Source organism: Solirubrobacter pauli, from assembly GCF_003633755.1.
Taxonomy (GTDB): Bacteria; Actinomycetota; Thermoleophilia; order Solirubrobacterales; family Solirubrobacteraceae; genus Solirubrobacter; species Solirubrobacter pauli.
On sequence record NZ_RBIL01000002.1, the window covers coordinates 213,011 to 235,887 of the forward strand.

A 22,877-nucleotide genomic window follows, 5' to 3' on the forward strand; every position below is an offset into this window, starting at 1 on the left:
CGCCGCGGGATGAGTGTTGCCGACAAGGCGAAAGACGCGCTGAGCAAGGTCCGGCCGGGCTCCCTCGAAGCCAGCCGGACGCTGCCGATCCGCGGTGAGAAGGACGAGATCGAGCGGATCTGGACCAGCCGCACCGCGGTGATCATGGACGAGATCCCGTACGAGTCAGCCACGACGCAGTACGGCCAGGACGTCGGCGACTGGGGGCGGGCGGTGACCGTCCACCTCAAGTTGCGGGAGGCCGTGCCCGACATGGCGGCCAACACGCTCGCCGGCAAGGCGGTGCGGCGCCTGAAGGCGCTGGTGGAGACCGGCGAGGCGCCCACGACCGCGCACAACCCGTCCGCGCGGGAGTCGGCATGAGAGCGCTGTGCTGGATGGGCGTCAACGACCTCCAGGTCAACACCGTCCCGGACCCGGCGATCGTCAACCCGCACGACGTGATCCTCAAGGTCGGGCTGACCACCACCTGCGGCTCGGACCTGCACCTGCTGGGCGGCTACGTCCCGACCATGCGCGAAGGCGACGTGATCGGCCACGAATACATGGGCGAGGTCGTCGAGATCGGCTCCGACGTCCGGCGGCTGAAGGCCGGCGACCGCGTGGTCGTGCCGTCGTTCCTGGGCTGTGGCAAGTGCTGGTACTGCGACCACGACGAGTGGTCGTTGTGTGACAACACGCACCCCAAGCCCGAGCTGGCGGAACCCGAGCTGGGCTACCCGACGGGCGGGATCCCCGGCTACTCACACGCGTTCGGCGGCTACGCGGGCTCGCACGCGGAGTACATCCGCGTGCCGTTCGGCGACGTCAACGCGTTCACCGTGCCGGACGGCATCACCGACGAGCAGGCGCTGTTCCTGTCCGACGCCGTGCCCACCGGGTACATGGGCGCGGACTTCGCGGCCATCAAGCCCGGCGACACGGTCGCGGTGTGGGGGTGCGGCGGCGTCGGCCTGATGGCGCAGAAGAGCGCGATGATCATGGGCGCCGAGCGCGTGATCGCGATCGACCGGCTGCCCGAGCGCCTCGCGATGGCCAAGTCCCTCGGCTCCGAGACGATCAACTACGAGGAGAGCGACAGCGTCCTCGAGGAGCTGCGCGAGTTCACGTTCGGCAAGGGCCCGGACGCGTGCATCGAGGCGGTCGGGATGGAGGCGCACGGCACCGGTCCGCAGTACGCGTACGACCGCGTCAAGCAGGCGCTGCACCTGGAGACCGACCGCGGCAGCGCGCTGCGCGAGGCGATCATGGCGGTCCGCAAGGGCGGCACGCTGTCGATCGTCGGCGTCTACGGGCTGATGGACAAGTTCCCGCTCGGGATCCTCATGAACAAGGGCGTCACGATCCGCACCTCGCAGCAGCCGGGGCAGCGCTACATGCCGGCGATGCTCGAGCACGTCCAGAAGGGTGAGCTGGACCCGTCGATCCTGGTCTCCCACCGCATGTCCCTCGAGGAGTCGCCGAAGGGCTACCAGCTCTTCAAGGACAAGGAGGACAACTGCATGCGGGCGGTGTTCAAGCCGTGAGCTTCACCGCGGACGTCGCGCCGGGCGTGCACCGGGTCGAGGACGCGTACACGAACTGGTACCTCGTCGAGGACGGCGATGCGCTCACCGTGGTCGACGCGGGCGTCCCGACCTCGTGGGACTCGCTGCTGGACGCGCTGAAGCGGCTCGGCCGCTCGGTCGACGACATCCGCGCGCTCGTGCTCACGCACGCGCACTTCGACCACGTCGGGTTCGCCGAGAAGGCCCGCCAGCGGCTGGACATCCCCGTGTACGCGCACACGCGCGAGGTGGCGCTGACCCGGCACCCATCGCGCTACGACCACGAGCAGCCGCGCTCGAAGTACTTCGCCACGCAGGTCAAGGCGTTCCCGATCGTCGCGTCGCTGGTCAAGAACCGTGCGTTCTTCCCCAGCCCGGTGGGGGACGTCGTGACCTACGAGGACGGCGAGGTGCTGGACGTGCCGGGCACGCCACGCGTCGTGTTCTCGCCCGGGCACACGTACGGGCACTGCGCGTTGCACCTGCCCGACCGCGACGCGCTGCTCGTCGGCGACGCGTTCGTGATGCTGGACCCGTACACCGCGCGCACCGGGCCGCGCGTGGTGGCGCGGGCGGCGACCGCCGACAGCGAGCGCGCGAAGGCGAGCCTGGACGCGCTGGCGGCGACGGGCGCGCAGGTCGCGCTGACGGGGCACGGCGAGCCGTGGAAGCACGGGATCGAGGCGGCCGTGCGCTCGGCGAAGGCGACGCCGGTGGCGTAAGTAGCCTTCGATGGATGCTGCGGTTCGAGACGGCGATCGGCGAATGCGGGATCAGCTGGAGCCCGTCAGGCGTCACCGGCGTCTCGATCCTCGGCGGCGTGCACACGGGGGTCGAGCCGCCGACGTTCGTGCGGGAGGCCGTCGCGGGCATCGCGGCGCTGCTCGACGGTGAGCCGCGGGACCTGCGGGAAGTCCCGCTGGACTTCAGCGGCCTGCCCGAGTTCCACGCGCGGGTGTACGAGGCGCTGCGGCGCGTGAACCCGGGCGAGCTGTGCACGTACGGGGACCTGGCGCGCGCAGTGGACGCGCCAAACGGCGCCCAGGCGATCGGCCGCGCGATGGGTTCGAACCCGGTGCCGATCATCGTGCCGTGCCACCGCGTGCTGTCATCGACGGGCGCGCTGCACGGCTTCTCGGCACCCGGCGGGATCGTGACGAAGCGGCGGATGCTGGAGATCGAGCGCGCGCCCGGCTTCACCCAGCAGTCCCTGTTCGCTTGACCATCGACTTCCACAGAGAACCCCGCGGCCGCTACCACTCGACGTTCACCCGTCCGGACGGCGCGATCCTCAAGCTCCAGGGCGGCTCCTACAACAAGCTCGGCGGCGGCGTGCGCGTCCCGCACGACATCGCGCACCTGGTCGTGGAGCAGACGCTCGGGCTGCGCGGCGGGTTATGGGGGACGATCGCGGCGGGCGGGCTCGTGATGAACCTGGAGTACGTCGGCGGCAAGCGGCCGCCGCACGCCGAGCAGCGCTCCTGGGCGATCACCGAGCGGGCGGGGGAGACGCTGCGTCAGGCCGAGGTGGTCGTGCGCGCCGTCGCCGACGCGGCCGCCGGGACGGTGCACGGCACGCTCGCCGGCCACATGGGCGAGCGCTGGGCGGTGCCGATCTCCGACGAGGCGCTGGGGTTGATGACGGCGCAGCTGCGCAACTCGGCCGCGCGCTGGAACGCCGTGCCCGAGGGCGGGACGCTGGCGATGACCTGGCGCCTGTAGGGGTTCCGCTTCCGGCCTCTCGGACGGCGTCCGTCCTAGAGGCATGATCAGACATCTCCTCAAGCACCCGATCGCGTGGTTGGCGCTGTTCGTGTCGCTCGGCGGCACGTCGTACGCGGCGAACACGGTGATCGCGCCCGCGCCGTCCACGGGCCCGACGACCGCCTACGCGTCGATCTGGTTCGTGAACCACAACCAGCGGGAGCGCCACCTGGAGGGCGACAAGTCGTCCGGCATCACGGAGGCCAACCTCTCGTACGGGGCGGACAACACGATCTGCCTCGACGGCCTTCCGAAGCCGCCGCGCAACCTCCAGGTGACGTCGCAGGACCTGAAGTTCGTCACCGCGCAGCTCGCCCCGCCGAATGGCGCGTGCGCGGGCAAGCAAGCACGGATCTCGTTCTACTACGCGAACGGCACGCCGACGATCTACGGCACGTTCTTCCTGACGGTGATCGCGTGAGGCGCGTCGCGATGATCGCGGCGGCGGGCGGGCTGCTCGTCGCCGCCGCGCCGGCGCACGCCGACTGGGCGCCGAGCGTGGCCGACCTGCAGACCGTCAACGCGATGGAGTCCGCGCACGACGTCGCCGTCGACGACGCGGGCAACGGGCTCGCCGCGTGGGAGGCCGACCTGGGCACGCGCACCGCGATCCGCGTCCGCCGCTACGACGCCGCGGCCGGCGTGTGGGAGTCACCGATCCGCGAGCTCTCGCTCGCCACGTCCGACAACCGCAAGCCGCTGGTCGCGATGGACCGGGCGGGCAACGCCTTCGCGCTCTGGCAGCGCGTGGCGGGCGACGGCTACGTGCTGCAGGCGCGGCGGTATGACCGGGCCGCCGGTGGCTGGGAGTCCGCGAGCGCGACGCTGTCGGTCGGCGCCGAACGCGTCGTGTACCACACGCTGGCGTTCGAGGACGACGGCGACGCCCTCGCCGCCTGGACCGGCGACGGCGTCGTCCGCGTGCGCCGCTACGACGCCGCGGCGGGTGCGTGGGAGTCCACCAGCACACCGCTCTCCTCGGACGCGGGCGACGCGATCGAGCCGAACGTGGCGATCGACGCCAAGGGCACCGCGACGGTCGCCTGGCAGGCCGACGGCACGATCGAGGCGAAGCGCTACGACGCGCTCGAGGAGCGCTGGCCGGCGACGCCGACCCGGCTCTCGCCCGCGGGCGAGTCGGCGAGCTGGGTGCGCCTGGGCACCGACGCGGCGGGCCGCGTCCAAGCCGTCTGGAGCGCGTCCGAGCCCGGCGGCTCCTTCATCGAGAGCCGCCGCTTCGACGGCGTCTGGGGCCCGCCCACGCCCCTGACGCCGAAGACGGGCATCGCCTACTCGCCGCAGCTCGCGACCACGCCGGGCGGCACCGCCACCGTCGTGTGGTTCGCGCTGTCCGACGGCAAGTACGTCGTCCGGGCCCGCCGCTGGGACGGCACGCGCTGGGACGTCGGCGCGACCCTCTCGGGCACGTCGACCCACGCCTGGTCACCCCAGCTGGCCACGGACGCCGCCGGACGCGCGATCGTCGTCTGGCGCAGGCCGGGCGCGCCCTCGACGATCGAGAGCCGCCGCTTCGACGGCACCACCTGGGAGGCCGGCCCGCTCGCCCTGTCCGGCACGACCAACGCCGAGGACCCGGACCTCGCCGTCGGTCCGACCGGCCACGCGATCGCCCTCTGGCTCCGACCGTCCAACGGCACGGTGACCCTGCAGGCCCGTCGCTACGTGGCGCCCCCGTCCGCGGGGCCGGTCGAAGACACGCCGGGGGAGGAGCCGACGACGCCGGGCGGGGCCGAGGTGCCGGGTGGGTCCGACGCGCCGGGCGGTGCCGGTGAGTCCGGCGGCGCGGGCGCGCCGACCACGCCGCCCGTCATCTCCGGTGGCGTCGACGAGCCCAAGACGGCGCCCGTCGTGACCGGCGGCGGCTCCGGCGCGCCCGCGGGCGCTCCGTCCGCGCCGGTCGGTGGCGGCGCGCCGTCCCTTGCGCCCGTCCAGCCGCGTGCGTCCGTGCCCGACGCGCCCGAGATCACCCGGCTGCGCGTCGGCTCGCGCATCGACTTGCGGCTCTCTGCGCCCGCCCGGCTGCGCGTCTCGTTCGAGCGCCGCACGGCCGCCGGCTGGCGCGTCGCGCCCGGCACGCTGGAGCTGCCGGCCGTGCAGCGCGGGGCCGTGCGGATCGCGTACGGCAAGCTCGCCCTCGCGGCGGGGCGCTACCGCGTCACCGTGCGGGCGACCGACGCGCGCGGGCAGCGCTCGGTGCCCGCGCGCACGACGTTCCGGGTGCGGTAAGGGGCGGGATCAGGGTCCTCCCTGAAGACCGTGGGGAGCGTGTGCTGGAAGGTGGCTGACATGCCTCCCCAGCATCGCTCCCCGCTCATCCGCCTCGCGCTGGACCGCGCGCGCTACGAGCAGCTCGTGGTCGCGCGGTTCGGCGGCGCGCTGTCCCGCGAGGACGCCGAGGACGTCGTGTCCGAGGCGCTGCTCGCCGTGGCCGGCCGCGTGCCCGACGACGCGCCGCCGGCCTGGTTCGCGCGCGTCGTGCTCAACCGCGCGGAGGACTTCCGCCGCGCGCGCGACGGCCGGCGCACGCCGCGGCACTTCGTCGCCCTCGACGACGCGCACCCCGCTCCGACGCCCGACGACGGCCGCTTCGAGCGCGAGCTCGCCCGCGGCACCGTGCACCGGGCGCTCCGGCGACTGCCCCACGAGCACCGCGCGCTGCTGCGCCGCCGGCACCTGGCCGGGCAGGGCCGGCGCGAGATCGCGAGCGCGCTCGGCCTCAGCGTCAGCCAGTACGAGAAGCGCCACGCCGTCGCCTGGAGCGCGCTCGTCCACGTCGTCGCGGCCGACGAGCCGACACCCCGGTGCCGGCCCGTCCGCCGCTCACGCGCGCACGCCGAGGCTCACCTCGTCGAGTGCCTCAACTGCCGGCTCGCGCTGTCGGACGTCATGGCTGCGTCGTGCTCAGCGTGAATGTCACCGTCTTCGCGTAGCTGCCGGTCCGCAGCGGGTCCGTGCGCTTGACCAGCTGCCTGGCGGTGACGGTCACCTCGTCGTTGGACACCGGTCCGGGCCAGCTCGTCTTCGACAGCTCGATCCGCAGCGGCTCCGGCAGCGAGAACGGGCCGTTGACCAGGTTGCCGGGCGGGCTCACGGTCAGCGTCGCGTCGGCGGCGCTCGACGTGACGGTCGCCTTGGTCGTCGCCGTGTAGTCCTGCTCGACGCCCGGCACGAACGGCGGGAACGTCGCCGGGCCGTCCAGCGACAGGGCGAGCGTCGCCGGCACGGTCCCGCTGACGCCGCCGGAGCCGTTCGTCGGCCCGACGCAGGAGCAATAGCTCTCGCTCGGCTTGCCCGGGGTGTAGAGCCACGCCTTGAAGAAGTCGCGCAGGTCCTGGCCGGACTCGCGCTGGGCGATCGCGACGAAGTCCTGCGTCTCGGCCACCGAGCCCTTGAACGTCGAGTGGTAGGCGCGAAGCGTGTTGAAGAAGGCCTCGTCGCCGATCTTCATCCGCAGCGCCTGCAGGGTCTGGGCGCCGCGCTGATAGACCGTCGAGCTCTGGTACTGGTTGACGACGCCCGGGTCGTGGACCGTGTTGTTCCAGAACGTGCCGGTGCGGTTGTAGCTGTTGAGGAACGCCTGCCGCGCGGTGATGCCGCCCGTGTGCTCGGTCCACAGCCACGCGGCGAACGTCGCGAAGCCTTCGCTGAGCCACACGTCCCGCGCGCGGCGCCAGGCGACGCTGTCGCCGAACCACTGGTGCGCGAGCTCGTGGGCGAGCGCGGACAGCCCGTTCGCGCTGGTGAAGATCGGCCGCGTCTGCTGCTCCATCTGGTAGCCCGCGTTGACGAGGTCGACGATCGCGCCGGAGGCCACGAACGGGTACGGGCCGAAGCGCTCGCCGAAGAAGTCGAGGATCGCGGGGATCGTGTCCAGCCGCTGCTGCGCCTGCGCGGTCAGCTGGTCCGGCCGGATGCCGTTGATGATCGGCAGGCCGGCCGGCGTGGTGTACCGCTGGATCGTGTACTTGCCGATCTGCAGCGTGGCCAGGTAGGTCGCCATCGGGTCCGGCGCGTCCCACACCCAGGTGGACGTGCCCGCCGCCTCGTCGACGGTGTTGCTCACGAGGATGCCGTTCGACATCACCTGGCGGTCGGCCGGGACGGTCACCGTGAACGTGAACGCGGCCTTGTCGTTGGTGGTGTTGTTGTTGGGGAACCAGGTGTCCGAGCCCTGCGGCGGGGTGGACGTGTAGGCGCCGTACTCGGTGTAGTTCCAGCCGTCGAGGAAGCCGTCCGGGTCGCGCGGGGCCGGGCCCGGCTCGCCGGCGTAGAGCACCTCGACCTCGAAGCCGGTGGACGGCAGCAGCGGCGTGGCCGGGGTGATGATCAGCTCGCGGCCGTCACGCACGTACTGCGCGCTGACGCCATCGACCTTCACCGACGAGACCGTCAGGCCGCGCAGGTCGAGGTTGAAGCGGCACAGGTGCGCGGTCGCCGCGGCGGTGATCGTCGCTTTGCCGTCGAGCCACTTGGTCGCGGGGTCGTACTTGAGGTTGAGGTCGTAGTGGCTGACGTCGTAGCCGCTGTTGCCGATGCCCGGGTAGTAGGTGTCGCCCAGATCGCCGGCGCCCTGCAGGCAGGGTCCGGGCGGAGCCGAGGCCACCGCCGCGACCTTCGCCGGCGGCGGCGCACCTTCGGCGCCGTAGCCCGCCATCCACATGCCGCCGACCGCGGCGAGCGACGCCGCCGCCACGACCCAACCGCTCTGGCGCCTCGCCAGCGCCACCAGCCCCCGACGCATCCCAACCCCCTCCAGGTGTGGACTCGATGAGGCGAGCATGTCACGCGCGTCAAGACAGCGATCTAATGTGATAGCTTCCTAGCACAATGATTGAGTTCCACCTCGACGGCGGCTCAGGACTCTCGCCGTACCAGCAGATCGTCCGGCAGGTCCGGCACGCGTTGCGCCTGGGCCTGCTGACCGAGGGGGACCAGCTCCCGACGGTCAAGGACGTCGTGGCCGCGCTGGCGATCAACCCCAACACCGTGCTCAAGGCCTACCGGGAGCTCGAGCACGAAGGCCTCGTCGCCGCTCGGCCGGGCGTCGGCACGTTCGTCACGCGGACGCTGGCCGACACGTCGCTGGCCGCGCACGGGCCGCTCCGTGCCGACCTGCGGCGCTGGCTCGGCAAGGCACGCGGCGCCGGCCTCGACGACGAGAGCATCGAGGCGCTCTTCCTGGACACCTTTCGTGGCGAGATGAGGTCGGTGGCATGAACGCGGTTCTGCGGGCGGAAGGGCTGGGGAAGCGCTACGGGCGCCGGTTCGCGCTCGAGGACTGCACGCTGGAAGTGCCCGGCGGGCACGTGGTCGGCCTCGTCGGACCCAACGGGGCGGGCAAGAGCACGCTGCTCAACCTGGCGGTGGGGATGCTGGAGCCGACGGTCGGCACGATCGAGGTGCTCGGCGGCGCGCCGGCGTCCTCACCCGCGCAGCTGGCGAAGGTCGGGTACGTCGCCCAGGACACGCCGACGTACCCGCACCTGAGCGTCGGCGACCACCTGGAGCTCGGCGCGCGGCTGAACCCCGCGTGGGACGCCGACCTGGCGCGGCGGCGGATCGAGCGCCTGGGGCTGCCGCTCGACCAGCGCGCCCGCAAGCTGTCGGGCGGCCAGCGGGCGCAGCTCGCGCTCACGCTCGGGATCGCCAAGCGGCCCGAGCTGCTGATCCTGGACGAGCCGGTGGCGTCGCTGGACCCGCTCGCCCGCCGCGAGTTCCTGCAGGACCTGATGGAGGCGGTCGCCGAGCACGAGCTGAGCGTGATCCTCTCCTCGCACCTCGTGTCCGACCTGGAGCGCACGTGCGACTACCTGGTCGTGCTCGTGGACTCCCGCGTGCGGCTCGCGGGGGAGATGGACGACATCGTCGGGACGCACGTGCGGCTGTCCGGTCCGCGCGACGCCGGCCATCCCGGCGAGCTCGTGACCGCCCGCCACACCGACGTGCAGTCGACCTACGTGGTCCGCTACCGCGGGCCGATCGCCGACCCGAGCTGGACCGTCGGGCAGCTGAGCCTGGAGGACATCGTGCTGGCCTACATGGAGCGCCGACCCGAGCCCGCCCGACGCGCCCTGGAGGCGGTCCGATGATCTGGCTCGCCTGGCGCCAGTTCCGCTTCCCGGCGGCGACGATCCTCGCCGCCGTCGCCGTCCTGGCGCTGCTGCTGCTCGCGGTCGGCGCGCCGTCGGCCGGCGAGCAGGCCGTGCAGCTGCTGATGGCCGACCGCACGCGCGTCGACGTCTACCAGTTCGTGTCGATCGCGATGCTCCTGCTGCCCGCGGTCGTCGGCATGTTCTGGGGCGCGCCGCTCGTCGCGCGCGAGCTGGAGGCCGGCACCCACCGGCTCGTCTGGAACCAGAGCGTGACCCGCACCCGCTGGCTGCTGACCAAGGTGCTGGTGATCGGCCTGTCGGCGATGGTCGTGACCGCGGCGCTCGGCCTCCTGCTCAGCTGGTGGACGCACGTGATCGACGACGCGCTCGCAGCCGGCGCCGACGGCAACGGCATCGCGGGGCAGCCGCGGATGACGCCGGTGCTGTTCGCCGCCCGTGGCCTCGCGCCCGCGGGCTACGCGGCGTTCGCCTTCGCGCTCGGCGTGCTGCTCGGCACCGTCCTGCGCCGGACCGTCCCGGCGATGGCGCTCACCGCCGCGATCTTCGCTGCCGTCCAGCTCACCGTGCCGGCCTTCGTCCGCGCGCATCTGGACCCCGTGACGCAGACCGTCGTCGTCAGCCCCCAGAACCTCGGCGGCTTCCTGCTCGACGGCCCGCCGGAGGCCGGCGGCGTGGTCAAGGAGGTGCGGGTGCAAAGCGTCCAGCCGGGCGCGTGGATGATCGCCAACGAGACGGTCGACTCGATCGGCGACTCGATCGGCGACTACCCGTCGTGGCTCGCCACCTGCGTGAAGCCGGACCCGGAGAAGATGGCCCCGCTCGGCGACCCGGCGTGCTTCCAGCGCTTCGCGGACGCGGGCTACCGCCAGCGGGTGGTGTTCCAGCCGGCGTCCCGCTACTGGACGTTCCAGGTCGTGGAGACGGTCGGGTTCGTCGTCCTCGCGGGCGCGCTCGTAGGGCTGACGTTCTTCTGGGTGCGGCGCCGCGTGAGCTAGACCGGCGCCCGGACCGCGATGCCCGGGTAGTCGAGCACGAGCCCGAACTCGTCGTACACGAGCTCGCACGCGAGGTCCGGCGACCAGTAGTCGAACCGCGATCGTCCCTGCGGGTCGTCGGGCAGCCGCGTGTAGCGCTGCTCGAGCCGCTGCACGGCGAGCGTGTCGCGGCGCACCCATGCCGCCGGCGCGTCCGCCGACTCGCCGACGGCCAGCGCGAGCCGGTGGACCGGGAACGCGTTGGTGAACGCCGACGACTCCAGGTCGACGTCGAAGACGCCGTCCAGCGCCGGGTCCGGGACGCCGTCGACGTGCCAGTGGCCGTCGCCGTCGGCGAGCAGGTGCACCTCGCGCCCGAACGAGGCGACCCGGGCGCCGCGCGTGACCCAGTCCGGCGTGAGGTCGATCGCGTACTGGACGGCGAACGCGGCGCGCTCCTCGACCGCGGTGGTGGCGCCCTCGATCGTCCAGCGGGGCTCCGTGAACACGACCTCGAAGCCCTCGCGGAGGCCCTGATGGCGCCAGGCCAGCTGGCGTGGTGGGTCGACGAACGTCGACATCTCGCCCTGCATGCTTCCATGAACGGTCGATGCAGCGGACTGCGACCAGCGCTTGACGCGACCCGGCGGCCACCGGCCACCGCGGAAGAGCGCGCGTGAGCTCGCTCGCGCCGTCGAGAGCGGGCGGTCCGTGGGGGAGGCGCTCAGGCACCTGGACAACTACGGGTCCAGCCCGGAGGCACCCGTGCTGGCGGAGGCGCTCGCACGGTTCCTGGTCGCCCGCTGCGAATCCCACCATGCGGGTTGGAGGGTCGTCCGGCAGGTGGTCGTCGACTCCGCGGCGGACGCGCCCTGGGAGAAGTGCGCACGGCGCGCGGTCCCGCTCGTGGCGGCCGACCTGCTGAGCCTGTCGGAGACCGAGGGACGCACGCCGCTGCACCGCGCGCAGCACGTGGCGGCCCGGCGGCGGGCGGAGGAGATCGCGCCGCACGTCGACCAGGCGCGGGTGCTGAAGGACCTGGGGCTCGAGCCGGCCGCCGACGTGGACGAGGACCGGTGGCGCGAGGCGATCGCCGGCGCGGTCAAGGCGCGGTCCCGCGAGCAGGTCGCGCGAGCGCTCGAGGACTCGCTGGACGTCGGCCGGGCTTCGGCCGCGTCAGGTCAAGATGACTGATCTCACACGTCGGGCCTACCGGCCGGTGCGCCGCCCAAATCGGCGGCCCGATGCGGACGCTGGCGTCCGACAAACGGCTTTTGGACGATCGTCGTACCCAAGCCGACCAACTTTCGCTTGACCGACGTCGAGAGTGCGGCTAGGTTCGCCGCAACATGAACGCAGGGCTGTCCACCTCGCCTCATCAGTACACCGTCCCGCAGGTGCGCGAAGTCGCATCGCCGGCCAAGCCGGAAGACGAGCAGCGTCGTCCGCTCACGCAGCGTGAGCTGGTCGCGATGTCGCTCCTCGCCTGCCCCGGTCGCGGCTGACGGTCGATCACACCGCGACGGCGGCCTGAAGGGCGCGCCGGACGTCGTCGACCTCGATCGGCCGATCGAGCTCGCGCAGGATCGCGCGGAGCCGCGGACCGATCTGCGTCGGCCCGGTGCCCGCGGGCGACGGGTGCGCTCGGCCGACGAGCACCCGCACGACGTGCTCGACCTCGACGACGTCCGCGTCCAGCCGTGCGGCCTCGCCTCGCGCCAGCTGCAGCACCCGCAGCGTCTGCGGCGTGAAGGTCGGCGCCGCGGCCAGCCCGCGGTAGCGACGGTGCGCCGCCTGGCGCGAGATGCCGACCTCGCGCGCGATCGCCGCGAAGCTCTCGCCTTGCGCGAGCGCGCGGCGGACCTGCTCGTGCTCGTAGGTGTCGAGCGCGGCGCGCAGCTGCGTGAGCGCCGCCAACGCGTCGAGCGGCTCGCTCGCGGTCAGCGCGCGTTGGAGCTCGGTGAGGATGCGGCCGGCGGCGGGGGACATGGGGCACGCAGCCTCGCGACGCATCCGTCCACCGTCCACTCGCGCCGTCGGCGCCGCGACGTCCGCGCGCGGACGTCAGCGCGGCTCACGCGAGGGGCCTCGAGCGGCCTTCCACGTACGCTGCCCCACATGGAGCACCGCACCCTGGGACGCAGCGGCTGCGCGGTCTCGAGCCTGACGTTGGGGACGATGACGTTCGGGCACGAGACCGACGAGGCCGGTGCGCACGCGCAGCTCGACGCCTTCCTCGCCGCCGGCGGCACGCTGATCGACACCGCCGACGTCTACACCCGCGGCGCGTCGGAGACGATCATCGGCCGGTGGCTCGCGCGGCAGCCCGCCGAGGTCCGGGACCGGGTCGTGCTCGCCACGAAGGGCCGCTTCCCGATGGGTGACGCCCCGAACGACGTCGGCCTGTCGCGCCGACACCTGAGCGCGGCGCTCGACGCCTCGCTGCGCCGCCTGCAGGTCGACCACGTCGACCTTTACCAGGTGCACGCCTGGGACCCGCTCACCCCGCTCGAGGAGACGTGGGCGTTCCTCGACGACGCGGTCCGCGCCGGCAAGGTGCACTACCTCGGCCTCTCGAACTACGCCGGCTGGCAGGTCCAGAAGGTCGCCGACCTGGCCGCCCACCGCGGGCTCGCGCGGCCCGTCACGCTGCAGCCGCAGTACAACCTGCTCGTCCGCGAGATCGAGTGGGAGATCGTGCCGGCGTGCGCGGAGAACGGCCTCGGCCTCCTGCCGTGGTCGCCGCTCGGGGGCGGCTGGCTGACCGGCAAGTACAAGCGCGACCAGCGGCCCGAGGGCGCGACGCGGCTGGGGGAGGACCCGGAGCGCGGCGTCGAGGCCTACGACCGCCGCTCCACCGCGCAGCGCACGTGGGACGTGATCGACGCCGTGGAGAGCGTCGCGACCGACCGCGGCGTGTCGATGGCCCAGGTCGCCCTGGCCTGGCTGCACGACCGCCCGCAGGTCACGTCCGTGATCCTCGGAGCGCGCACGCTCGAGCAGCTCGAGGACAACCTCGGCGCGGCGGGCCTGCACCTGACGGCCGACGAGACCGCGGCGCTGGACGCGGCCAGCGACCCGGCGCCCGCGGACTACCCGTACGGCGGCCCGGGCGTCGAGCAGCGGACCCGGCTGCTGCCCTGATGGCGGCGCCCGAGCTGGACTTCGAGCCGTTCGACGCTCCGCCGGCCGTCGTGCTCGACGCGCTGCCGGCGGACGCCGTCGTCTTCTACGGCCGCCGCAGCGCCCGCGAGTGGGCGTGGCTGAGCAACTTCGAGGGCGGCCCGGTCGAGATGCCCGACCCGCACACGGGCCGCACGACGACCTACCCGTCGAAGGAGCACGCGCTGATGGCGCACAAGACGGTCACGCACGCCGAGCACGAGTCGATCCGCACCGCGAAGGACCCGAAGACCGCCAAGGCCCGTGGCCGGCGCGTCGCCCTCCGCCCGGACTGGGACGACGCCAAGCTCGGCGTGATGGTGGAGATCCTCCGCCATTGGTACGCGGCCAACCCGGAGCGGGCCGCGCAGCTCGTGGCGACCGGCGACGCGCTGATCCTCGAGGACTCACCCACCGACGCGATCTGGGGCATCCGCACCCGCGACGGCCGCCTCGCCGGCACCAACCTCCTCGGCCGGGCCCACATGGCCGTCCGCGTCGAGCTGCGTCGCCAGCCCGGCGCACACGACGACCCAGGCGGCGACGAAGACGACGTACTCGTCCGGTGAGAGCACCTCGTGCAGCCGCCCGAGGTTGAAGGTGGCGATCACGACCAGCAGGCGCAGGGCGAACGGACCGCGGCGGGCGCGCAGGAACGCGCGTGTTCCGAGCATGTACAGCCCGATGCCGGTGGACACCAGGACGTACCCGAAGCGTGCGTCCTCCTGCTCGAGGAGCAGGCCCACGCCGGCGGCGATCCCGATCAGCGCGAACGACGGGATCATGTGCCCGACCGCGAAGATCGTGCGCGCCATCGTCGGCGAGCCGCCGGAGAGCTCCAGCACGCGCAGGTTGATCTCCGCGGACGAGTCGAAGTACAGCCACCACAGCGCCGCGGCGAGGACCATCGCGGCACCGATCGCGATCCAGGTCGCGGTGCTCTCCGCCGGCGCCTGGCCGGCCTCCACGAGCACCTCGCCGAGCAGGATGATCAGGAACAGGCCGAAGCGCTCGGCGAAGTGGTGCGGGTCGAGCGCCTCGCGCGGGTGCTCGGGCACGGGGCGGCGCGCACGGTGGCCGCGACCGGCCGCGTGGTCCGAGCGCAACAGCACGCTCGACTCCTGGCTGACCGCGACGAACCACAGCACGTAGACCCATGGCTCCGCCACGAGGATCGAGGCCGCGAACAGCGCCACCGACACCAGGTAGGCGCGAGCGATCCGGCCGCGCAGGAGGTCGGGACCGCCGTCGCCGTGGGCGACCGCGAGGATGAGCCGCGCGACCGCGAGGGCCCCCGCGAACACGGCGGGGTCGCCTTGGGCGGCGGGCTCGATGGCGACCGCCGCGACCCCGATCGGCACCGACCCGAGCAGGAACAGCAGGTGCTCCGTCCGGTCGTCGTCGCCGTGGCGGTTGTAGAGGACGGCGAACCCGATCCACGTCCACCAGAGCACGAAGAACAGCCCGAGCGCGACCCACACGCTGTGCATCTCGGGCTCGGCGACGATCAGGTGCGCAAGCCGCCCGACCGCCAGCACGAACACGAGGTCGAGGTAGAGCTCGACCCAGGAGACCCGCTTGCCACGCTCGTTCACCGGCGTAGCTTGACCGGTTCTTGATCAACCGCCCACCTCGGCTTGACGGAGCGGCCCGATACCTCAGGCATGCCGTTCAAGTCGACAATCCGAATTCCCAGCGAGGTCCTGGACGCGATCGTCTCCCTCGCCGAGCACACGGCCGCCGCCGCGCAGTCCGCGACGGCGGCGGAGCGGCCCGCCGGCGCGGTGCGGCCATGAGCGGCGTGCGCTGGGGCGGGTTGCCGCTCAGCGGATCGCGAACGTCACCGTGGCGCTGGCGTAGATCCGCGCCGGCACGCGACAGACCCGGTGGGTGCCCTTGACCCGCACCCGCCGGCGCCGACCGTCCCGCGTCACGGTCTTGAAGTTCGCGACCTGCCCGCAGTAGCGGTCGAGGCCGAACGTGCCGTAACCGTACGGTGAGAGGTAGTTGGGCTGGCTGGCGGCGTCCGTGATCGACACGAGCGCGCCGAGCGTGACGCCCGCCGCGGTGGCGAGGCTGAGCGCGTTCGCCTTCGCCTTGGTGACCGCCTTGGGCAGGGCTTGGGCGCGCGCGGCGTCCACGGCCGCGCGGATCGAGGTCTCGCTGTTGCGGTTCTCGGGCTTGACGGACGCTTCGGCGACGCCGGACGCGCTCAACGTCGCCGGCGTCTGTGCCTGTGCTGCCGGTGCGCCAAGCGACAACGCGACGGCCACGGCTATGAACGGCAGGATCCTGGGCATGATTGCTCCTCGGTGGCTGGTACCTGACCATTGGTGCCGCGAGGGGCGTGGTTTGTGACCGATCGGTGACGTGCGCAAAGCGGCGCCCAATGGGTAGGGCTCGCCCATGGCGATCCTTCCCCAGCCGCGCGGTCCCGTGAGCGAGGCGCTCCTGACTGCGCTCCAGCAGCCGCCGGAGCCCGTCGAGCTGCCGACGGAGCCGATCGACTTCGAGGACCTCCAACTCGCGCTGTACTGCTGCTACGAGCTGCACTACCGCGGGTTCGAGGGTGTTGACGATGCGTGGGAATGGGACCCCGGGCTCCTCGCGTTCCGTGCGGTGCTCGAGGCGGCCTTCGAGGCCGATGTCCACGAGTTGGCGGGCACGCCGGGCGAGCCGCCCGAGCCGGGACGGATCGACGTCGAGATCCGCGAGATCATGCAGGCCGACGACGCGCCGTCGGTGTCGACCTACATCGAGCGCGAGGCCACGCGCGAGCAGGTGCTCGAGTTCCTGATCCACCGCTCGGCCTACCAGCTCAAGGAAGCCGATCCGCATTCATGGGCGATCCCCCGCCTGCACGGGGTGCCCAAGGCCGCGCTGGTGGAGATCCAGGCCGACGAGTACGGCGAGGGCCGCCCGGAGCAGGTGCACGCGCAGCTGTTCGCGCGCACGATGGACGCGGTCGGGCTGGACTCGGCGTACGGCGCGTACCTGGACCGGATCCCCGGCGTGACGCTCGCGACCGTGAACCTGATGTCGTGGATGGGCCTGCACCGGCGTCGCCGCGGCGGCATCGTCGGGCACCTGGCGCTGTTCGAGATGACCTCTGCGATCCCCAACCGGCGCTACGGCAGCGGCCTGCGCCGGCTCGGCTGGGAGAGCGAGGACGCGGTCGCGTTCTTCGACGTGCACGTGGTCGCCGACGCCGTGCACGAGAGCATCGCCGCGGTCGACCTCGCGGGCGGGCTCGCCAAGCAGGACCCCAAGCTCGGCGCCGACGTGCTCTGGGGCGCTCGGGCGCTGACCGCGATCGACGGCCGCTGGTCCCGGCACATGATGGAACGCTGGGAAGCCGGCGGCTCGTCGCTGCACGACGGCGGCGTGTTGTCGCACTCGTGAACCTCCGGGCGATATTCGAGGCGCCCGAGCCGCTGACGGTCGGGCTCGAGGAGGAGGTGATGCTCCTCGACCCGGTGACGCTCGACCTGGCGCCCGTCGGCACCCGCATTCCGGGCGCCAAGCTCGAGCTGCCCGCCGCGCAGGTGGAGCTCGACACGCCGCCCGCGCGGACCGTGGGCGAGGCGATCGACGCGCTTGCCGAAGGGCGCCGGGAGCTGGCCGCGGCGTGCGGCGACCTCGCGCGCCCCGCGGTTGCCCCGGTGCACCCGTTCGCCGCGCCGCTCGGCGAGCTCAACCGCGGCGAGCGCTACGACGCGATCCTCGCCCAGTACGGCGACGTCGCCCGCGCGCAGCTCGTGGGCGCGCTGCAGGTGCACGTCGCCGTCGGCTCCGCGGACCGCTCGCTCGCGGTCTACAACGCGCTGCGGGGGTTCCTGCCCGAGCTGGCCGCGCTCGCCGCCAACGCGCCGTTCGTCGCCGGTCGGGACACGGGCTTCGCGTCCGTGCGGCCGCTCATCGGCGGCCTGCTGCCGCGGCAGGACGTCCCGCCGGCGTTCGCCTCCTGGGGCGACTACGAGGAGGCGCTGCGCTGGGTCAAGGACCCGGGCTCGTGGTGGTGGGAGCTGCGCCCGCACACCAAGTTCGGCACGCTCGAGATCCGCGTGTGCGACGCGCAGACCACGCTCGAGGAGGCCGCCGCCGTCGCCGCGTACGCGCACTGCCTCGTGGCCTGGCTCGCCGAGCAGGACGACGTCGAGCCGGTCGCCTCGTGGAAGATCGGCGAGAACCGCTGGGCCGCGTTGCGGCACGGGGTCGAGGCGATGTTCAAGGACCTGCGGACCGGCGACGAGCGGCCGGCCCGCTACGTGCTCCTCGAGCGCGTCGAGGCGCTGACGCCCCTCGCCGAGCGGCTCGGCTGCGCGGACGAGCTCGCGCTCGTGCCGCGCATGGTCATCCGCAACGGCGCGATCCGCCAGCGCGAGGTGGGGGTGGAAGGCGCGGCGAGCTACCTCGCCGAGCGCTTCCTCACTCCCGCCCGTCTTCCAGCGCGCCCGGCGCTCGGAACCGGATGACGTTGTGCGTGCCGTCGCAGAACGGCCGCATCCGGGACTTGCCGCAGCGGCAGAGCGCGACCGCCCGCTCGTGGTTGGGCTCGATCACGTTGCCGTCCTGATCGACGATCTGGACGTCGCCGCGGAGCATCAGCGGGCCGTCGCGGTAGACGGTGATGGACGGCTCGGTCACGGCTGGGGCACCTTTCCTCGGGCGACGACGACTTCTTCGTGGTCCTGCCCGCTGGAGCCGACCACGGCACGCATCAATGGGCCGACCGGGCCGGTCTCGCTCGCGGCGACGTCGGCCTGAAGGCCACGCGCCGCGTAGGCGCGCAGGGTCGTCGGCGTCCCGCAGAACTCCGAGTGCACGAGCAGCAGCGTGCCGCCCGGCGCGAGGTGGCGCGGGGCCTCGGCGATGATCCGGTCGAGCACGACGCGGCCGTCCGCGCCCGCTTCCCACGCGCGCGAGGCGCCGCGGCGTGGCGGGTCGCCGCCCGGGACGTACGGCGGGTTGGCGATGATCAGGTCGAAGCGCTCGCCGGCGACGGCGCTGAGCAGGTCGCCGCGCCGCGCGACGATCGGGACGTGGTTGATCGCCGCGTTGATGCGGGCGTTGATGACCGCGCGGCGCATCACGTCGACGGTGACGAGCTCGCCGTCGTGCGCGCGGGCCGCCACGATGCCCGCGAACGCCGGGCCGGCGCACAGCTCGAGGATCCGCGCCCCGCGTGGAGCGGGCTCGCGGGCCGCGGTGCGTGCCAGCAACCAGGTGTCCGAGCGCGGCCGGAACACGCCCGGGAGCACCACGCCGCGGGCAGGGGAGTTCCTGATGAGCATCAGGAGCGGTCCTAACCGCGCCGGTTGCGCGCGAATGACGGGCGGTCATTCGTCGAACGGCGAGGCGTGCGCCGGGCGCCGGGCGGGAAGGAAGCGCTCGCATGCGTTTTCGTCCAGGGGCAAAGCTCGACAGCGGGCAGGTGCAGGATCGGCGTGGTGGCGGCGGGCGCGGCGTGGCCGTCGGCGGTGGCGTCGGCACCGTGCTGGTGGTCGTCGTCCTGGCGCTGCTCGGCGTGGACGTCGGACCGGTCGGCGGTGGCGGCGCGGACGTCAACCTGAGCGACAACCAGCAGCTGTCCTCCAGCTGCCGCACCGGCGCCGACGCCAACCAGAGCGAGGACTGCCGGATCGTCGGCGTCGTCAACTCGGTGCAGGCGTACTGGAGCGACTCGCTCGAGGGCTACCGCGAGGCGCCGACCAACTTCTTCAGCGGGTCGACGCAGACCGGCTGCGGCGGCGCGACGTCGGCGGTCGGGCCGTTCTACTGCCCCGCCGACCAGCAGGTCTACATCGACCTGAGCTTCTACGACGACCTGCGGTCGCGGTTCGGCGCGAACGGCGGCCCGTTCGCCGAGGCGTACGTGATCGCGCACGAGTACGGCCATCACGTCCAGCACCTGACGGGCACGGACCGCAAGGTCGGCAACGACCGCGAGGGGGAGACGTCCGGCTCCGTCCGGCTCGAGCTCCAGGCGGACTGCTACGCGGGCGTGTGGGCGGCCAACGCGGTCGAGACCGGCTTCATCGAGGAGCTGACCGACCAGGACATCGCGGACGGGCTGGACGCCGCCGCCGCGGTCGGTGACGACCGCATCCAGCAGCGCTCGACCGGCCGCGTGGACCGTGAGAGCTGGACGCACGGTTCGGCCGCCTCGCGCCAGAAGTGGTTCAACACGGGCTTCCGCGGTGGCGACCCGCGACGCTGCGACACGTTCGCCACGAATGCCCTCTGAGCCGCGCGTCACGGTCGTGGTCGTCACGCGTGACCGCCACGAGGCGCTGGCGGAGACGCTGCCGCGGCACGAGGCGCCTGCGATCGTGGTCGACAACGCGTCCCGCACACCCGTGCCCGGTGCGATCCGGCTGGACCGCAACCGCGGCGGCGCGGGGCGCAACGTCGGCGTCGAGGCGGCGACGACGCCCTACGTGGCGCTGACCGACGACGACGCGTGGTGGGCGCCCGGGGCGCTGGCGCAGGCGGTCGCGCTGCTCGACGCGCACCCACGGCTCGCGCTCGTGCAGCCGCGCGTGCTGGTCGGACCGGACGAGCGGCCGGACCCGACGTGCGAGGCCATGGCCGGCTCACCGCTGCCCGCCGGGGCCGGGCAGCCGGGCCATCCGCTGCTCGGGTTCATCGCGTGCGCGGCGGTCGTCCGGCGGGACGCGTTCCTGGCGGTCGGTGGCTTCTCCGAGCGGCTCGCGGTCGGCGGGGAGGAGGCGCTGCTGGCGGGCGACCTGGTCGCCGCCGGCTGGCAGCTCTCCTACGTGCCGGAGATCGTCGCCCACCACGATCCCCCGCCGTCCTCGCGTGACCGGCCGGAGCGCCGCGCCGCGATCCTGCGCAACGCGCTCTGGCACACCTGGCTGCGCCGCCCGGCGGGCACGGCCGTGCGCCGGACGGCCGGCACGCTGGTGCACGCCCCGCTGGAGCCCGCCACCGCCCGCGGCGTCGGCGGCGCGGTGGCCGGGCTGCCGTGGGTGCTGCGCGCGCGGCGGGTGGACCCGCCGCGCGTCGAGGCGATGCGACGCCTCCTCGACTGACCGCCGACCCCCGAGCCCCCGAGGCCCTTTAGTTGTCGCGTCAATAAACGTCCAGGACGTTTAACTTTGCGCGACGAAGGCCACCGCGGTGCCCCACGGGTCGCGGACGAGGAAGCCGCCCGGGTGGTCCTCGGTGGTCTCCACGCGGGCGCGCACGGCGTCCACGTCGTCGGCGGTGGGGAGCTGGACCGTCCAGTGGCGCAGGCCGACGGTGTGCTCGGGCGCCGGGCCGACGCCGCGGCCGCGCCAGACGTTGAAGCCGAGGTGATGGTGGTAGCCGCCGGCGCTGACGAACGCGGCCGTGCCGAGGTTGGCCTGCTCCTCGAAGCCGAGCACGTCGCGGTAGAACGCGAGGCCTTGGTCGATGTCGCCGACGTGCAGATGCAGGTGGCCCATCTTCAGGCCCTCGCCGAGCTGGGCGGTGGGCGCCTCACCGTCGATCGTGCCCAGCAGCGCCTGGAAGTCGAGCGGGGCGGGGCCGCGGCTGTAGCCGAGATCGGTCGGCCAGGCGGTCTTCTCGCGGTCGGCGGCGAGCTCGATGCCGTTGCCGTCCGGGTCCGGCAAGTAGATCGCCTCGTGGGTGCGGTGGTCTGAAGCGCCCTCGATCGGCGTGTCGGTGACGCTCAGACGCACGGCGGCGCGGGCGAGCTCCTCACGCGAGGGGTACAGCAGCGCGTAGTGGTACAGGCCGGCGTGGCGCCCGGCGGGGCGTGCGGCCGGATCCTCGAAGAGCTCGAGCGTGACGGTCGTGCCGTCGCCGAGCGTGGCGTGGGTCCCGTCGTGGCTGTGCACGCGGAAGCCGAGCGAGCGCTGGTACCAGGCGACGGAGCGATCGAGGTCGGACACGGTCAGGTGGACCGCGCCGAGCGTGAGCGTGGCGGGGAGCGTCGGGGTCTGGGGAGTCGCGGTCATGTGGTTAGGATCGCGCGGCGCAGGCTGCATTCACATGGCAACCCCTCGCGGACACATGGACTTTCCCGTCGACCACCTGCCGGGCTCGCTGCAGGTCGTCCAGCTGCAGGACTTCGTCGCGGGGGCGGCGGCGGAGCGGGGCGCGCGGTCGCCGCACCGTCACGACTACCACGAGCTGCTGTGGACGCGCGCGGGCGCCGGCCGGCACTCGGTCGACGGTGAGCCGTTCGAGATCGAGCCGGGCACGATCACCGTGATCGGCCGCGGGCGGGTGCACGTGCTCGAGCGTGCGGTCGGCTTCACCGGGGCGGTCGTGCGCTTCGAGAGCGAGCTGGTGCTGGACGCGCCCGCGTGGCTCGTCGGCGGGCACGGCGCGCTGACGGTCGAGGTGCCGCCCTCGTCGGCGCCGTCGCTGGAGACGACGATCGGCATCCTCGGCGCGGAGGCCGCCCGTCCGGCCGACTCCCAGAGCGCCGACTTGCTCCGCCACTTCCTCAGCGCGCTGCTGCTGTGGATCGAGCGCTGGTACGACGGCGCCCACGCCGAGCGCGGCGACGACGCGGACGTGGCGCTGTACCGGCGCTTCGTCGCGCTGCTCGAGCGCAGCTTCGCCGAGCACCACGACGCCGGCTGGTACGCGGACGCGCTCGCGGTGCCCGCAGCCGCGCTGTCACGTGCTTTGTCGACCGTCACGGGGCAGCCGACGAAGCAGCTCGTGACCGACCGGGTGATGCTCGAAGCGGCACGGCTGCTGCGCTTCACGGACCGGACCGTGGGTGAGATCGCCTATCGCACCGGATTCGAGGACCAACTTTATTTCTCCCGTGCGTTCAAACGGCGCTACGGTGTTGCGCCGCGGTCGTATCGCGATCTTCACCGTCATCCCTCGAACGCCTGAGAAGGTGGACTTCCCGTGTCCACCGGAGAATTCGCCCAGATGAGCACCAGCACCATTCACGTCGAGCCCGATCAGCGCGGATCGTGGCTCGTCCGACGCGACGCCGAGCGCGTCTCGGAGCATCACACGGCCACGGACGCCGAGCGTGCCGCCCGCGTCGCCGCCCGCCGCTTCTCCTGCAGCAGCGTCGTGCTTCACGACCGCTACCGCCGTACCCGCGAGATCGCGGTCTCCGACCGCCTGTAGCCGCTAGGGCAGCGTCATGAAGATCGCCGTCGCCGCGACGGCGGCGATCGCGACCGGCACCAGCACGAGGAGCGAGACCCGGCGACGGCGCCGTGTGGCCTGGCGCCCCGGCTGCAGCACGCTCAGGCGGGGCGGTGGGGTACGGCGTTCGAACAAGACTGGGACGATCCTAGGCGGGGGTGAGG

Annotated in this window: 30 protein-coding genes and 1 pseudogene; 22 read left to right on the forward strand and 9 right to left on the reverse strand. The window is 73.0% G+C overall.

Annotated elements, in window-relative coordinates:
* Positions 1 to 9 precede the first annotated feature (9 nt).
* From C8N24_RS20780 to C8N24_RS20815, 8 genes are read left to right on the forward strand one after another with little or no spacing between them, the layout of a single operon-like run.
* The gene (locus C8N24_RS20780; RefSeq protein ID WP_121253718.1) at positions 10 to 363 is read left to right on the forward strand and encodes a hypothetical protein; all 354 of its coding nucleotides are present in this window, start codon (positions 10 to 12) and stop codon (positions 361 to 363) included.
* A complete protein-coding gene (locus tag C8N24_RS20785) occupies positions 360 to 1,526 on the forward strand; it encodes a zinc-dependent alcohol dehydrogenase (protein WP_121253720.1) in 1,167 nt (388 codons plus the stop codon). Before C8N24_RS20780 ends, C8N24_RS20785 begins: the two co-directional genes overlap by 4 nt.
* Positions 1,523 to 2,269 (forward strand): MBL fold metallo-hydrolase, encoded by a 747-nt coding sequence (locus tag C8N24_RS20790; RefSeq protein ID WP_121253722.1) that lies wholly within the window; start codon positions 1,523 to 1,525, stop codon positions 2,267 to 2,269. Before C8N24_RS20785 ends, C8N24_RS20790 begins: the two co-directional genes overlap by 4 nt.
* A 14-nt stretch (positions 2,270 to 2,283) precedes the next feature.
* Positions 2,284 to 2,769 carry a methylated-DNA--[protein]-cysteine S-methyltransferase gene (locus C8N24_RS20795; protein WP_121253724.1) on the forward strand — a complete coding sequence of 162 codons (486 nt, stop codon included), beginning with the start codon at positions 2,284 to 2,286 and terminating at the stop codon, positions 2,767 to 2,769.
* Positions 2,766 to 3,269, forward strand: coding sequence for a hypothetical protein (locus C8N24_RS20800; protein ID WP_121253726.1), 504 nt, complete (start codon positions 2,766 to 2,768; stop codon positions 3,267 to 3,269). The genes C8N24_RS20795 and C8N24_RS20800 overlap by 4 nt, the downstream gene beginning before the upstream one ends.
* A 43-nt stretch (positions 3,270 to 3,312) precedes the next feature.
* Entirely contained in the window at positions 3,313 to 3,732 is a 420-nt protein-coding gene (locus tag C8N24_RS20805) for a hypothetical protein (RefSeq protein ID WP_121253728.1), read from the forward strand.
* Entirely contained in the window at positions 3,729 to 5,558 is a 1,830-nt protein-coding gene (locus C8N24_RS20810) for a hypothetical protein (protein WP_121253730.1), read from the forward strand. The genes C8N24_RS20805 and C8N24_RS20810 overlap by 4 nt, the downstream gene beginning before the upstream one ends.
* A 60-nt stretch (positions 5,559 to 5,618) precedes the next feature.
* Positions 5,619 to 6,242, forward strand: coding sequence for an RNA polymerase sigma factor (locus tag C8N24_RS20815; protein ID WP_121253732.1), 624 nt, complete (start codon positions 5,619 to 5,621; stop codon positions 6,240 to 6,242).
* Here the strand turns inward: C8N24_RS20815 and C8N24_RS20820 are convergent.
* Positions 6,217 to 8,073, reverse strand: a complete 1,857-nt coding sequence (locus C8N24_RS20820; protein ID WP_170179279.1) for a M1 family metallopeptidase — start codon at positions 8,071 to 8,073, stop codon at positions 6,217 to 6,219. The genes C8N24_RS20815 and C8N24_RS20820 overlap by 26 nt on opposite strands.
* 86 nt (positions 8,074 to 8,159) lie before the next feature.
* Here C8N24_RS20820 and C8N24_RS20825 point away from each other — a divergent pair, with 86 nt between their 5' ends.
* The 3 genes from C8N24_RS20825 to C8N24_RS20835 are packed head-to-tail and all read left to right on the forward strand — an operon-like array spanning position 8,160 to position 10,440.
* Positions 8,160 to 8,549: a GntR family transcriptional regulator gene (locus C8N24_RS20825; protein ID WP_121253736.1), complete on the forward strand. Its 390-nt coding sequence runs from the start codon at positions 8,160 to 8,162 to the stop codon at positions 8,547 to 8,549.
* Positions 8,546 to 9,421, forward strand: a complete 876-nt coding sequence (locus C8N24_RS20830) for an ABC transporter ATP-binding protein (protein ID WP_121253738.1) — start codon at positions 8,546 to 8,548, stop codon at positions 9,419 to 9,421. The genes C8N24_RS20825 and C8N24_RS20830 overlap by 4 nt, the downstream gene beginning before the upstream one ends.
* Positions 9,418 to 10,440, forward strand: coding sequence for an ABC transporter permease subunit (locus tag C8N24_RS20835; RefSeq protein WP_121253740.1), 1,023 nt, complete (start codon positions 9,418 to 9,420; stop codon positions 10,438 to 10,440). Before C8N24_RS20830 ends, C8N24_RS20835 begins: the two co-directional genes overlap by 4 nt.
* On the opposite strand, the gene C8N24_RS20840 is transcribed toward C8N24_RS20835, so the two are convergent.
* Complete coding sequence (locus C8N24_RS20840; protein ID WP_211340078.1) at positions 10,437 to 11,012, reverse strand: putative glycolipid-binding domain-containing protein; 576 nt, start codon at positions 11,010 to 11,012, stop codon at positions 10,437 to 10,439. The two genes, C8N24_RS20835 and C8N24_RS20840, sit on opposite strands and share 4 nt — an antisense overlap.
* Before the next feature lie 118 nt (positions 11,013 to 11,130).
* Between C8N24_RS20840 and C8N24_RS34160 the strand changes: the two genes are divergently transcribed.
* Together C8N24_RS34160 and C8N24_RS34165 are read left to right on the forward strand one after the other, a co-directional pair.
* Positions 11,131 to 11,613 carry a hypothetical protein gene (locus C8N24_RS34160; protein ID WP_170179280.1) on the forward strand — a complete coding sequence of 161 codons (483 nt, stop codon included), beginning with the start codon at positions 11,131 to 11,133 and terminating at the stop codon, positions 11,611 to 11,613.
* A 155-nt stretch (positions 11,614 to 11,768) separates the two neighbouring features.
* A complete protein-coding gene (locus C8N24_RS34165) occupies positions 11,769 to 11,924 on the forward strand; it encodes a hypothetical protein (protein ID WP_170179281.1) in 156 nt (51 codons plus the stop codon).
* Positions 11,925 to 11,931: 7 nt separating this feature from the next.
* On the opposite strand, the gene C8N24_RS34730 is transcribed toward C8N24_RS34165, so the two are convergent.
* Positions 11,932 to 12,408 (reverse strand): hypothetical protein, encoded by a 477-nt coding sequence (locus C8N24_RS34730; protein WP_211340079.1) that lies wholly within the window; start codon positions 12,406 to 12,408, stop codon positions 11,932 to 11,934.
* Between the two features lie 129 nt (positions 12,409 to 12,537).
* Here C8N24_RS34730 and C8N24_RS20855 point away from each other — a divergent pair, with 129 nt between their 5' ends.
* Together C8N24_RS20855 and C8N24_RS35060 are read left to right on the forward strand one after the other, a co-directional pair.
* Positions 12,538 to 13,563, forward strand: coding sequence for an aldo/keto reductase (locus tag C8N24_RS20855; protein WP_121253744.1), 1,026 nt, complete (start codon positions 12,538 to 12,540; stop codon positions 13,561 to 13,563).
* Positions 13,563 to 14,150, forward strand: a complete 588-nt coding sequence (locus C8N24_RS35060; RefSeq protein WP_121253745.1) for a riboflavin biosynthesis intermediates N-glycosidase — start codon at positions 13,563 to 13,565, stop codon at positions 14,148 to 14,150. The genes C8N24_RS20855 and C8N24_RS35060 overlap by 1 nt, the downstream gene beginning before the upstream one ends.
* 18 nt (positions 14,151 to 14,168) lie before the next feature.
* Here C8N24_RS35060 and C8N24_RS20865 read toward each other — a convergent pair.
* Positions 14,169 to 15,176: pseudogene (locus C8N24_RS20865) on the reverse strand (low temperature requirement protein A); the annotation flags it as partial.
* Positions 15,177 to 15,245: 69 nt separating this feature from the next.
* Between C8N24_RS20865 and C8N24_RS35400 the strand changes: the two are divergent.
* Positions 15,246 to 15,377 (forward strand): hypothetical protein, encoded by a 132-nt coding sequence (locus C8N24_RS35400; protein WP_281272661.1) that lies wholly within the window; start codon positions 15,246 to 15,248, stop codon positions 15,375 to 15,377.
* A 27-nt stretch (positions 15,378 to 15,404) separates the two neighbouring features.
* On the opposite strand, the gene C8N24_RS20870 is transcribed toward C8N24_RS35400, so the two are convergent.
* On the reverse strand, positions 15,405 to 15,881 hold the full coding sequence (locus tag C8N24_RS20870) for an SIMPL domain-containing protein (RefSeq protein ID WP_170179282.1): 477 nt from the start codon (positions 15,879 to 15,881) through the stop codon (positions 15,405 to 15,407).
* Positions 15,882 to 15,987: 106 nt separating this feature from the next.
* Between C8N24_RS20870 and C8N24_RS20875 the strand changes: the two genes are divergently transcribed.
* The gene (locus C8N24_RS20875) at positions 15,988 to 16,983 is read left to right on the forward strand and encodes an iron-containing redox enzyme family protein (RefSeq protein ID WP_121253751.1); all 996 of its coding nucleotides are present in this window, start codon (positions 15,988 to 15,990) and stop codon (positions 16,981 to 16,983) included.
* Positions 16,980 to 18,056, forward strand: coding sequence for a carboxylate-amine ligase (locus tag C8N24_RS20880; RefSeq protein ID WP_121253753.1), 1,077 nt, complete (start codon positions 16,980 to 16,982; stop codon positions 18,054 to 18,056). The genes C8N24_RS20875 and C8N24_RS20880 overlap by 4 nt, the downstream gene beginning before the upstream one ends.
* Here C8N24_RS20880 and C8N24_RS20885 read toward each other — a convergent pair.
* Together C8N24_RS20885 and C8N24_RS20890 are read right to left on the reverse strand one after the other, a co-directional pair.
* Positions 18,010 to 18,228 (reverse strand): CDGSH iron-sulfur domain-containing protein, encoded by a 219-nt coding sequence (locus C8N24_RS20885; protein ID WP_245971943.1) that lies wholly within the window; start codon positions 18,226 to 18,228, stop codon positions 18,010 to 18,012. The two genes, C8N24_RS20880 and C8N24_RS20885, sit on opposite strands and share 47 nt — an antisense overlap.
* The gene (locus C8N24_RS20890) at positions 18,225 to 18,875 is read right to left on the reverse strand and encodes a HemK2/MTQ2 family protein methyltransferase (RefSeq protein ID WP_121253755.1); all 651 of its coding nucleotides are present in this window, start codon (positions 18,873 to 18,875) and stop codon (positions 18,225 to 18,227) included. The genes C8N24_RS20885 and C8N24_RS20890 overlap by 4 nt, the downstream gene beginning before the upstream one ends.
* Before the next feature lie 101 nt (positions 18,876 to 18,976).
* Between C8N24_RS20890 and ypfJ the strand changes: the two genes are divergently transcribed.
* The gene (gene ypfJ / locus C8N24_RS20895) at positions 18,977 to 19,828 is read left to right on the forward strand and encodes a KPN_02809 family neutral zinc metallopeptidase (protein ID WP_121253757.1); all 852 of its coding nucleotides are present in this window, start codon (positions 18,977 to 18,979) and stop codon (positions 19,826 to 19,828) included.
* Positions 19,818 to 20,636, forward strand: coding sequence for a glycosyltransferase family 2 protein (locus C8N24_RS20900; RefSeq protein ID WP_121253759.1), 819 nt, complete (start codon positions 19,818 to 19,820; stop codon positions 20,634 to 20,636). Before ypfJ ends, C8N24_RS20900 begins: the two co-directional genes overlap by 11 nt.
* Positions 20,637 to 20,696: 60 nt before the next feature.
* Here the strand turns inward: C8N24_RS20900 and C8N24_RS20905 are convergent, their stop codons facing one another.
* Entirely contained in the window at positions 20,697 to 21,548 is an 852-nt protein-coding gene (locus tag C8N24_RS20905; RefSeq protein WP_170179283.1) for a VOC family protein, read from the reverse strand.
* Between the two features lie 55 nt (positions 21,549 to 21,603).
* Between C8N24_RS20905 and C8N24_RS20910 the strand changes: the two genes are divergently transcribed.
* Entirely contained in the window at positions 21,604 to 22,446 is an 843-nt protein-coding gene (locus C8N24_RS20910) for an AraC family transcriptional regulator (protein WP_170179284.1), read from the forward strand.
* 39 nt (positions 22,447 to 22,485) lie between these two features.
* Positions 22,486 to 22,692, forward strand: coding sequence for a DUF2188 domain-containing protein (locus C8N24_RS20915; protein WP_121253765.1), 207 nt, complete (start codon positions 22,486 to 22,488; stop codon positions 22,690 to 22,692).
* A gap of 3 nt (positions 22,693 to 22,695) precedes the next feature.
* Here the strand turns inward: C8N24_RS20915 and C8N24_RS34170 are convergent, their stop codons facing one another.
* Positions 22,696 to 22,848: a hypothetical protein gene (locus C8N24_RS34170; RefSeq protein WP_170179285.1), complete on the reverse strand. Its 153-nt coding sequence runs from the start codon at positions 22,846 to 22,848 to the stop codon at positions 22,696 to 22,698.
* Positions 22,849 to 22,877 lie beyond the last annotated feature (29 nt).

Excerpts from the sequence above, each read along its gene's own strand:
- C8N24_RS20780 (WP_121253718.1), top strand. The coding sequence starts at position 10 with ATGAGTGTTGCCGACAAGGCGAAAGACGCGCTGAGCAAGGTCCGGCCG.
- C8N24_RS20785 (WP_121253720.1), top strand. The coding sequence starts at position 360 with ATGAGAGCGCTGTGCTGGATGGGCGTCAACGACCTCCAGGTCAACACC.
- C8N24_RS20795 (WP_121253724.1), top strand. The coding sequence starts at position 2,284 with ATGCTGCGGTTCGAGACGGCGATCGGCGAATGCGGGATCAGCTGGAGC.
- C8N24_RS20805 (WP_121253728.1), top strand. The coding sequence starts at position 3,313 with ATGATCAGACATCTCCTCAAGCACCCGATCGCGTGGTTGGCGCTGTTC.
- C8N24_RS20815 (WP_121253732.1), top strand. The coding sequence starts at position 5,619 with ATGCCTCCCCAGCATCGCTCCCCGCTCATCCGCCTCGCGCTGGACCGC.
- C8N24_RS20820 (WP_170179279.1), bottom strand. The coding sequence starts at position 8,073 with ATGCGTCGGGGGCTGGTGGCGCTGGCGAGGCGCCAGAGCGGTTGGGTC.
- C8N24_RS20825 (WP_121253736.1), top strand. The coding sequence starts at position 8,160 with ATGATTGAGTTCCACCTCGACGGCGGCTCAGGACTCTCGCCGTACCAG.
- C8N24_RS20830 (WP_121253738.1), top strand. The coding sequence starts at position 8,546 with ATGAACGCGGTTCTGCGGGCGGAAGGGCTGGGGAAGCGCTACGGGCGC.
- C8N24_RS20835 (WP_121253740.1), top strand. The coding sequence starts at position 9,418 with ATGATCTGGCTCGCCTGGCGCCAGTTCCGCTTCCCGGCGGCGACGATC.
- C8N24_RS20840 (WP_211340078.1), bottom strand. The coding sequence starts at position 11,012 with ATGCAGGGCGAGATGTCGACGTTCGTCGACCCACCACGCCAGCTGGCC.
- C8N24_RS34165 (WP_170179281.1), top strand. The coding sequence starts at position 11,769 with ATGAACGCAGGGCTGTCCACCTCGCCTCATCAGTACACCGTCCCGCAG.
- C8N24_RS34730 (WP_211340079.1), bottom strand. The coding sequence starts at position 12,408 with ATGTCCCCCGCCGCCGGCCGCATCCTCACCGAGCTCCAACGCGCGCTG.
- C8N24_RS20855 (WP_121253744.1), top strand. The coding sequence starts at position 12,538 with ATGGAGCACCGCACCCTGGGACGCAGCGGCTGCGCGGTCTCGAGCCTG.
- C8N24_RS35060 (WP_121253745.1), top strand. The coding sequence starts at position 13,563 with ATGGCGGCGCCCGAGCTGGACTTCGAGCCGTTCGACGCTCCGCCGGCC.
- C8N24_RS35400 (WP_281272661.1), top strand. The coding sequence starts at position 15,246 with ATGCCGTTCAAGTCGACAATCCGAATTCCCAGCGAGGTCCTGGACGCG.
- C8N24_RS20870 (WP_170179282.1), bottom strand. The coding sequence starts at position 15,881 with ATGCCCAGGATCCTGCCGTTCATAGCCGTGGCCGTCGCGTTGTCGCTT.
- C8N24_RS20875 (WP_121253751.1), top strand. The coding sequence starts at position 15,988 with ATGGCGATCCTTCCCCAGCCGCGCGGTCCCGTGAGCGAGGCGCTCCTG.
- C8N24_RS20890 (WP_121253755.1), bottom strand. The coding sequence starts at position 18,875 with ATGCTCATCAGGAACTCCCCTGCCCGCGGCGTGGTGCTCCCGGGCGTG.
- ypfJ (WP_121253757.1), top strand. The coding sequence starts at position 18,977 with ATGCGTTTTCGTCCAGGGGCAAAGCTCGACAGCGGGCAGGTGCAGGAT.
- C8N24_RS20900 (WP_121253759.1), top strand. The coding sequence starts at position 19,818 with ATGCCCTCTGAGCCGCGCGTCACGGTCGTGGTCGTCACGCGTGACCGC.
- C8N24_RS20905 (WP_170179283.1), bottom strand. The coding sequence starts at position 21,548 with ATGACCGCGACTCCCCAGACCCCGACGCTCCCCGCCACGCTCACGCTC.
- C8N24_RS20910 (WP_170179284.1), top strand. The coding sequence starts at position 21,604 with ATGGACTTTCCCGTCGACCACCTGCCGGGCTCGCTGCAGGTCGTCCAG.
- C8N24_RS20915 (WP_121253765.1), top strand. The coding sequence starts at position 22,486 with ATGAGCACCAGCACCATTCACGTCGAGCCCGATCAGCGCGGATCGTGG.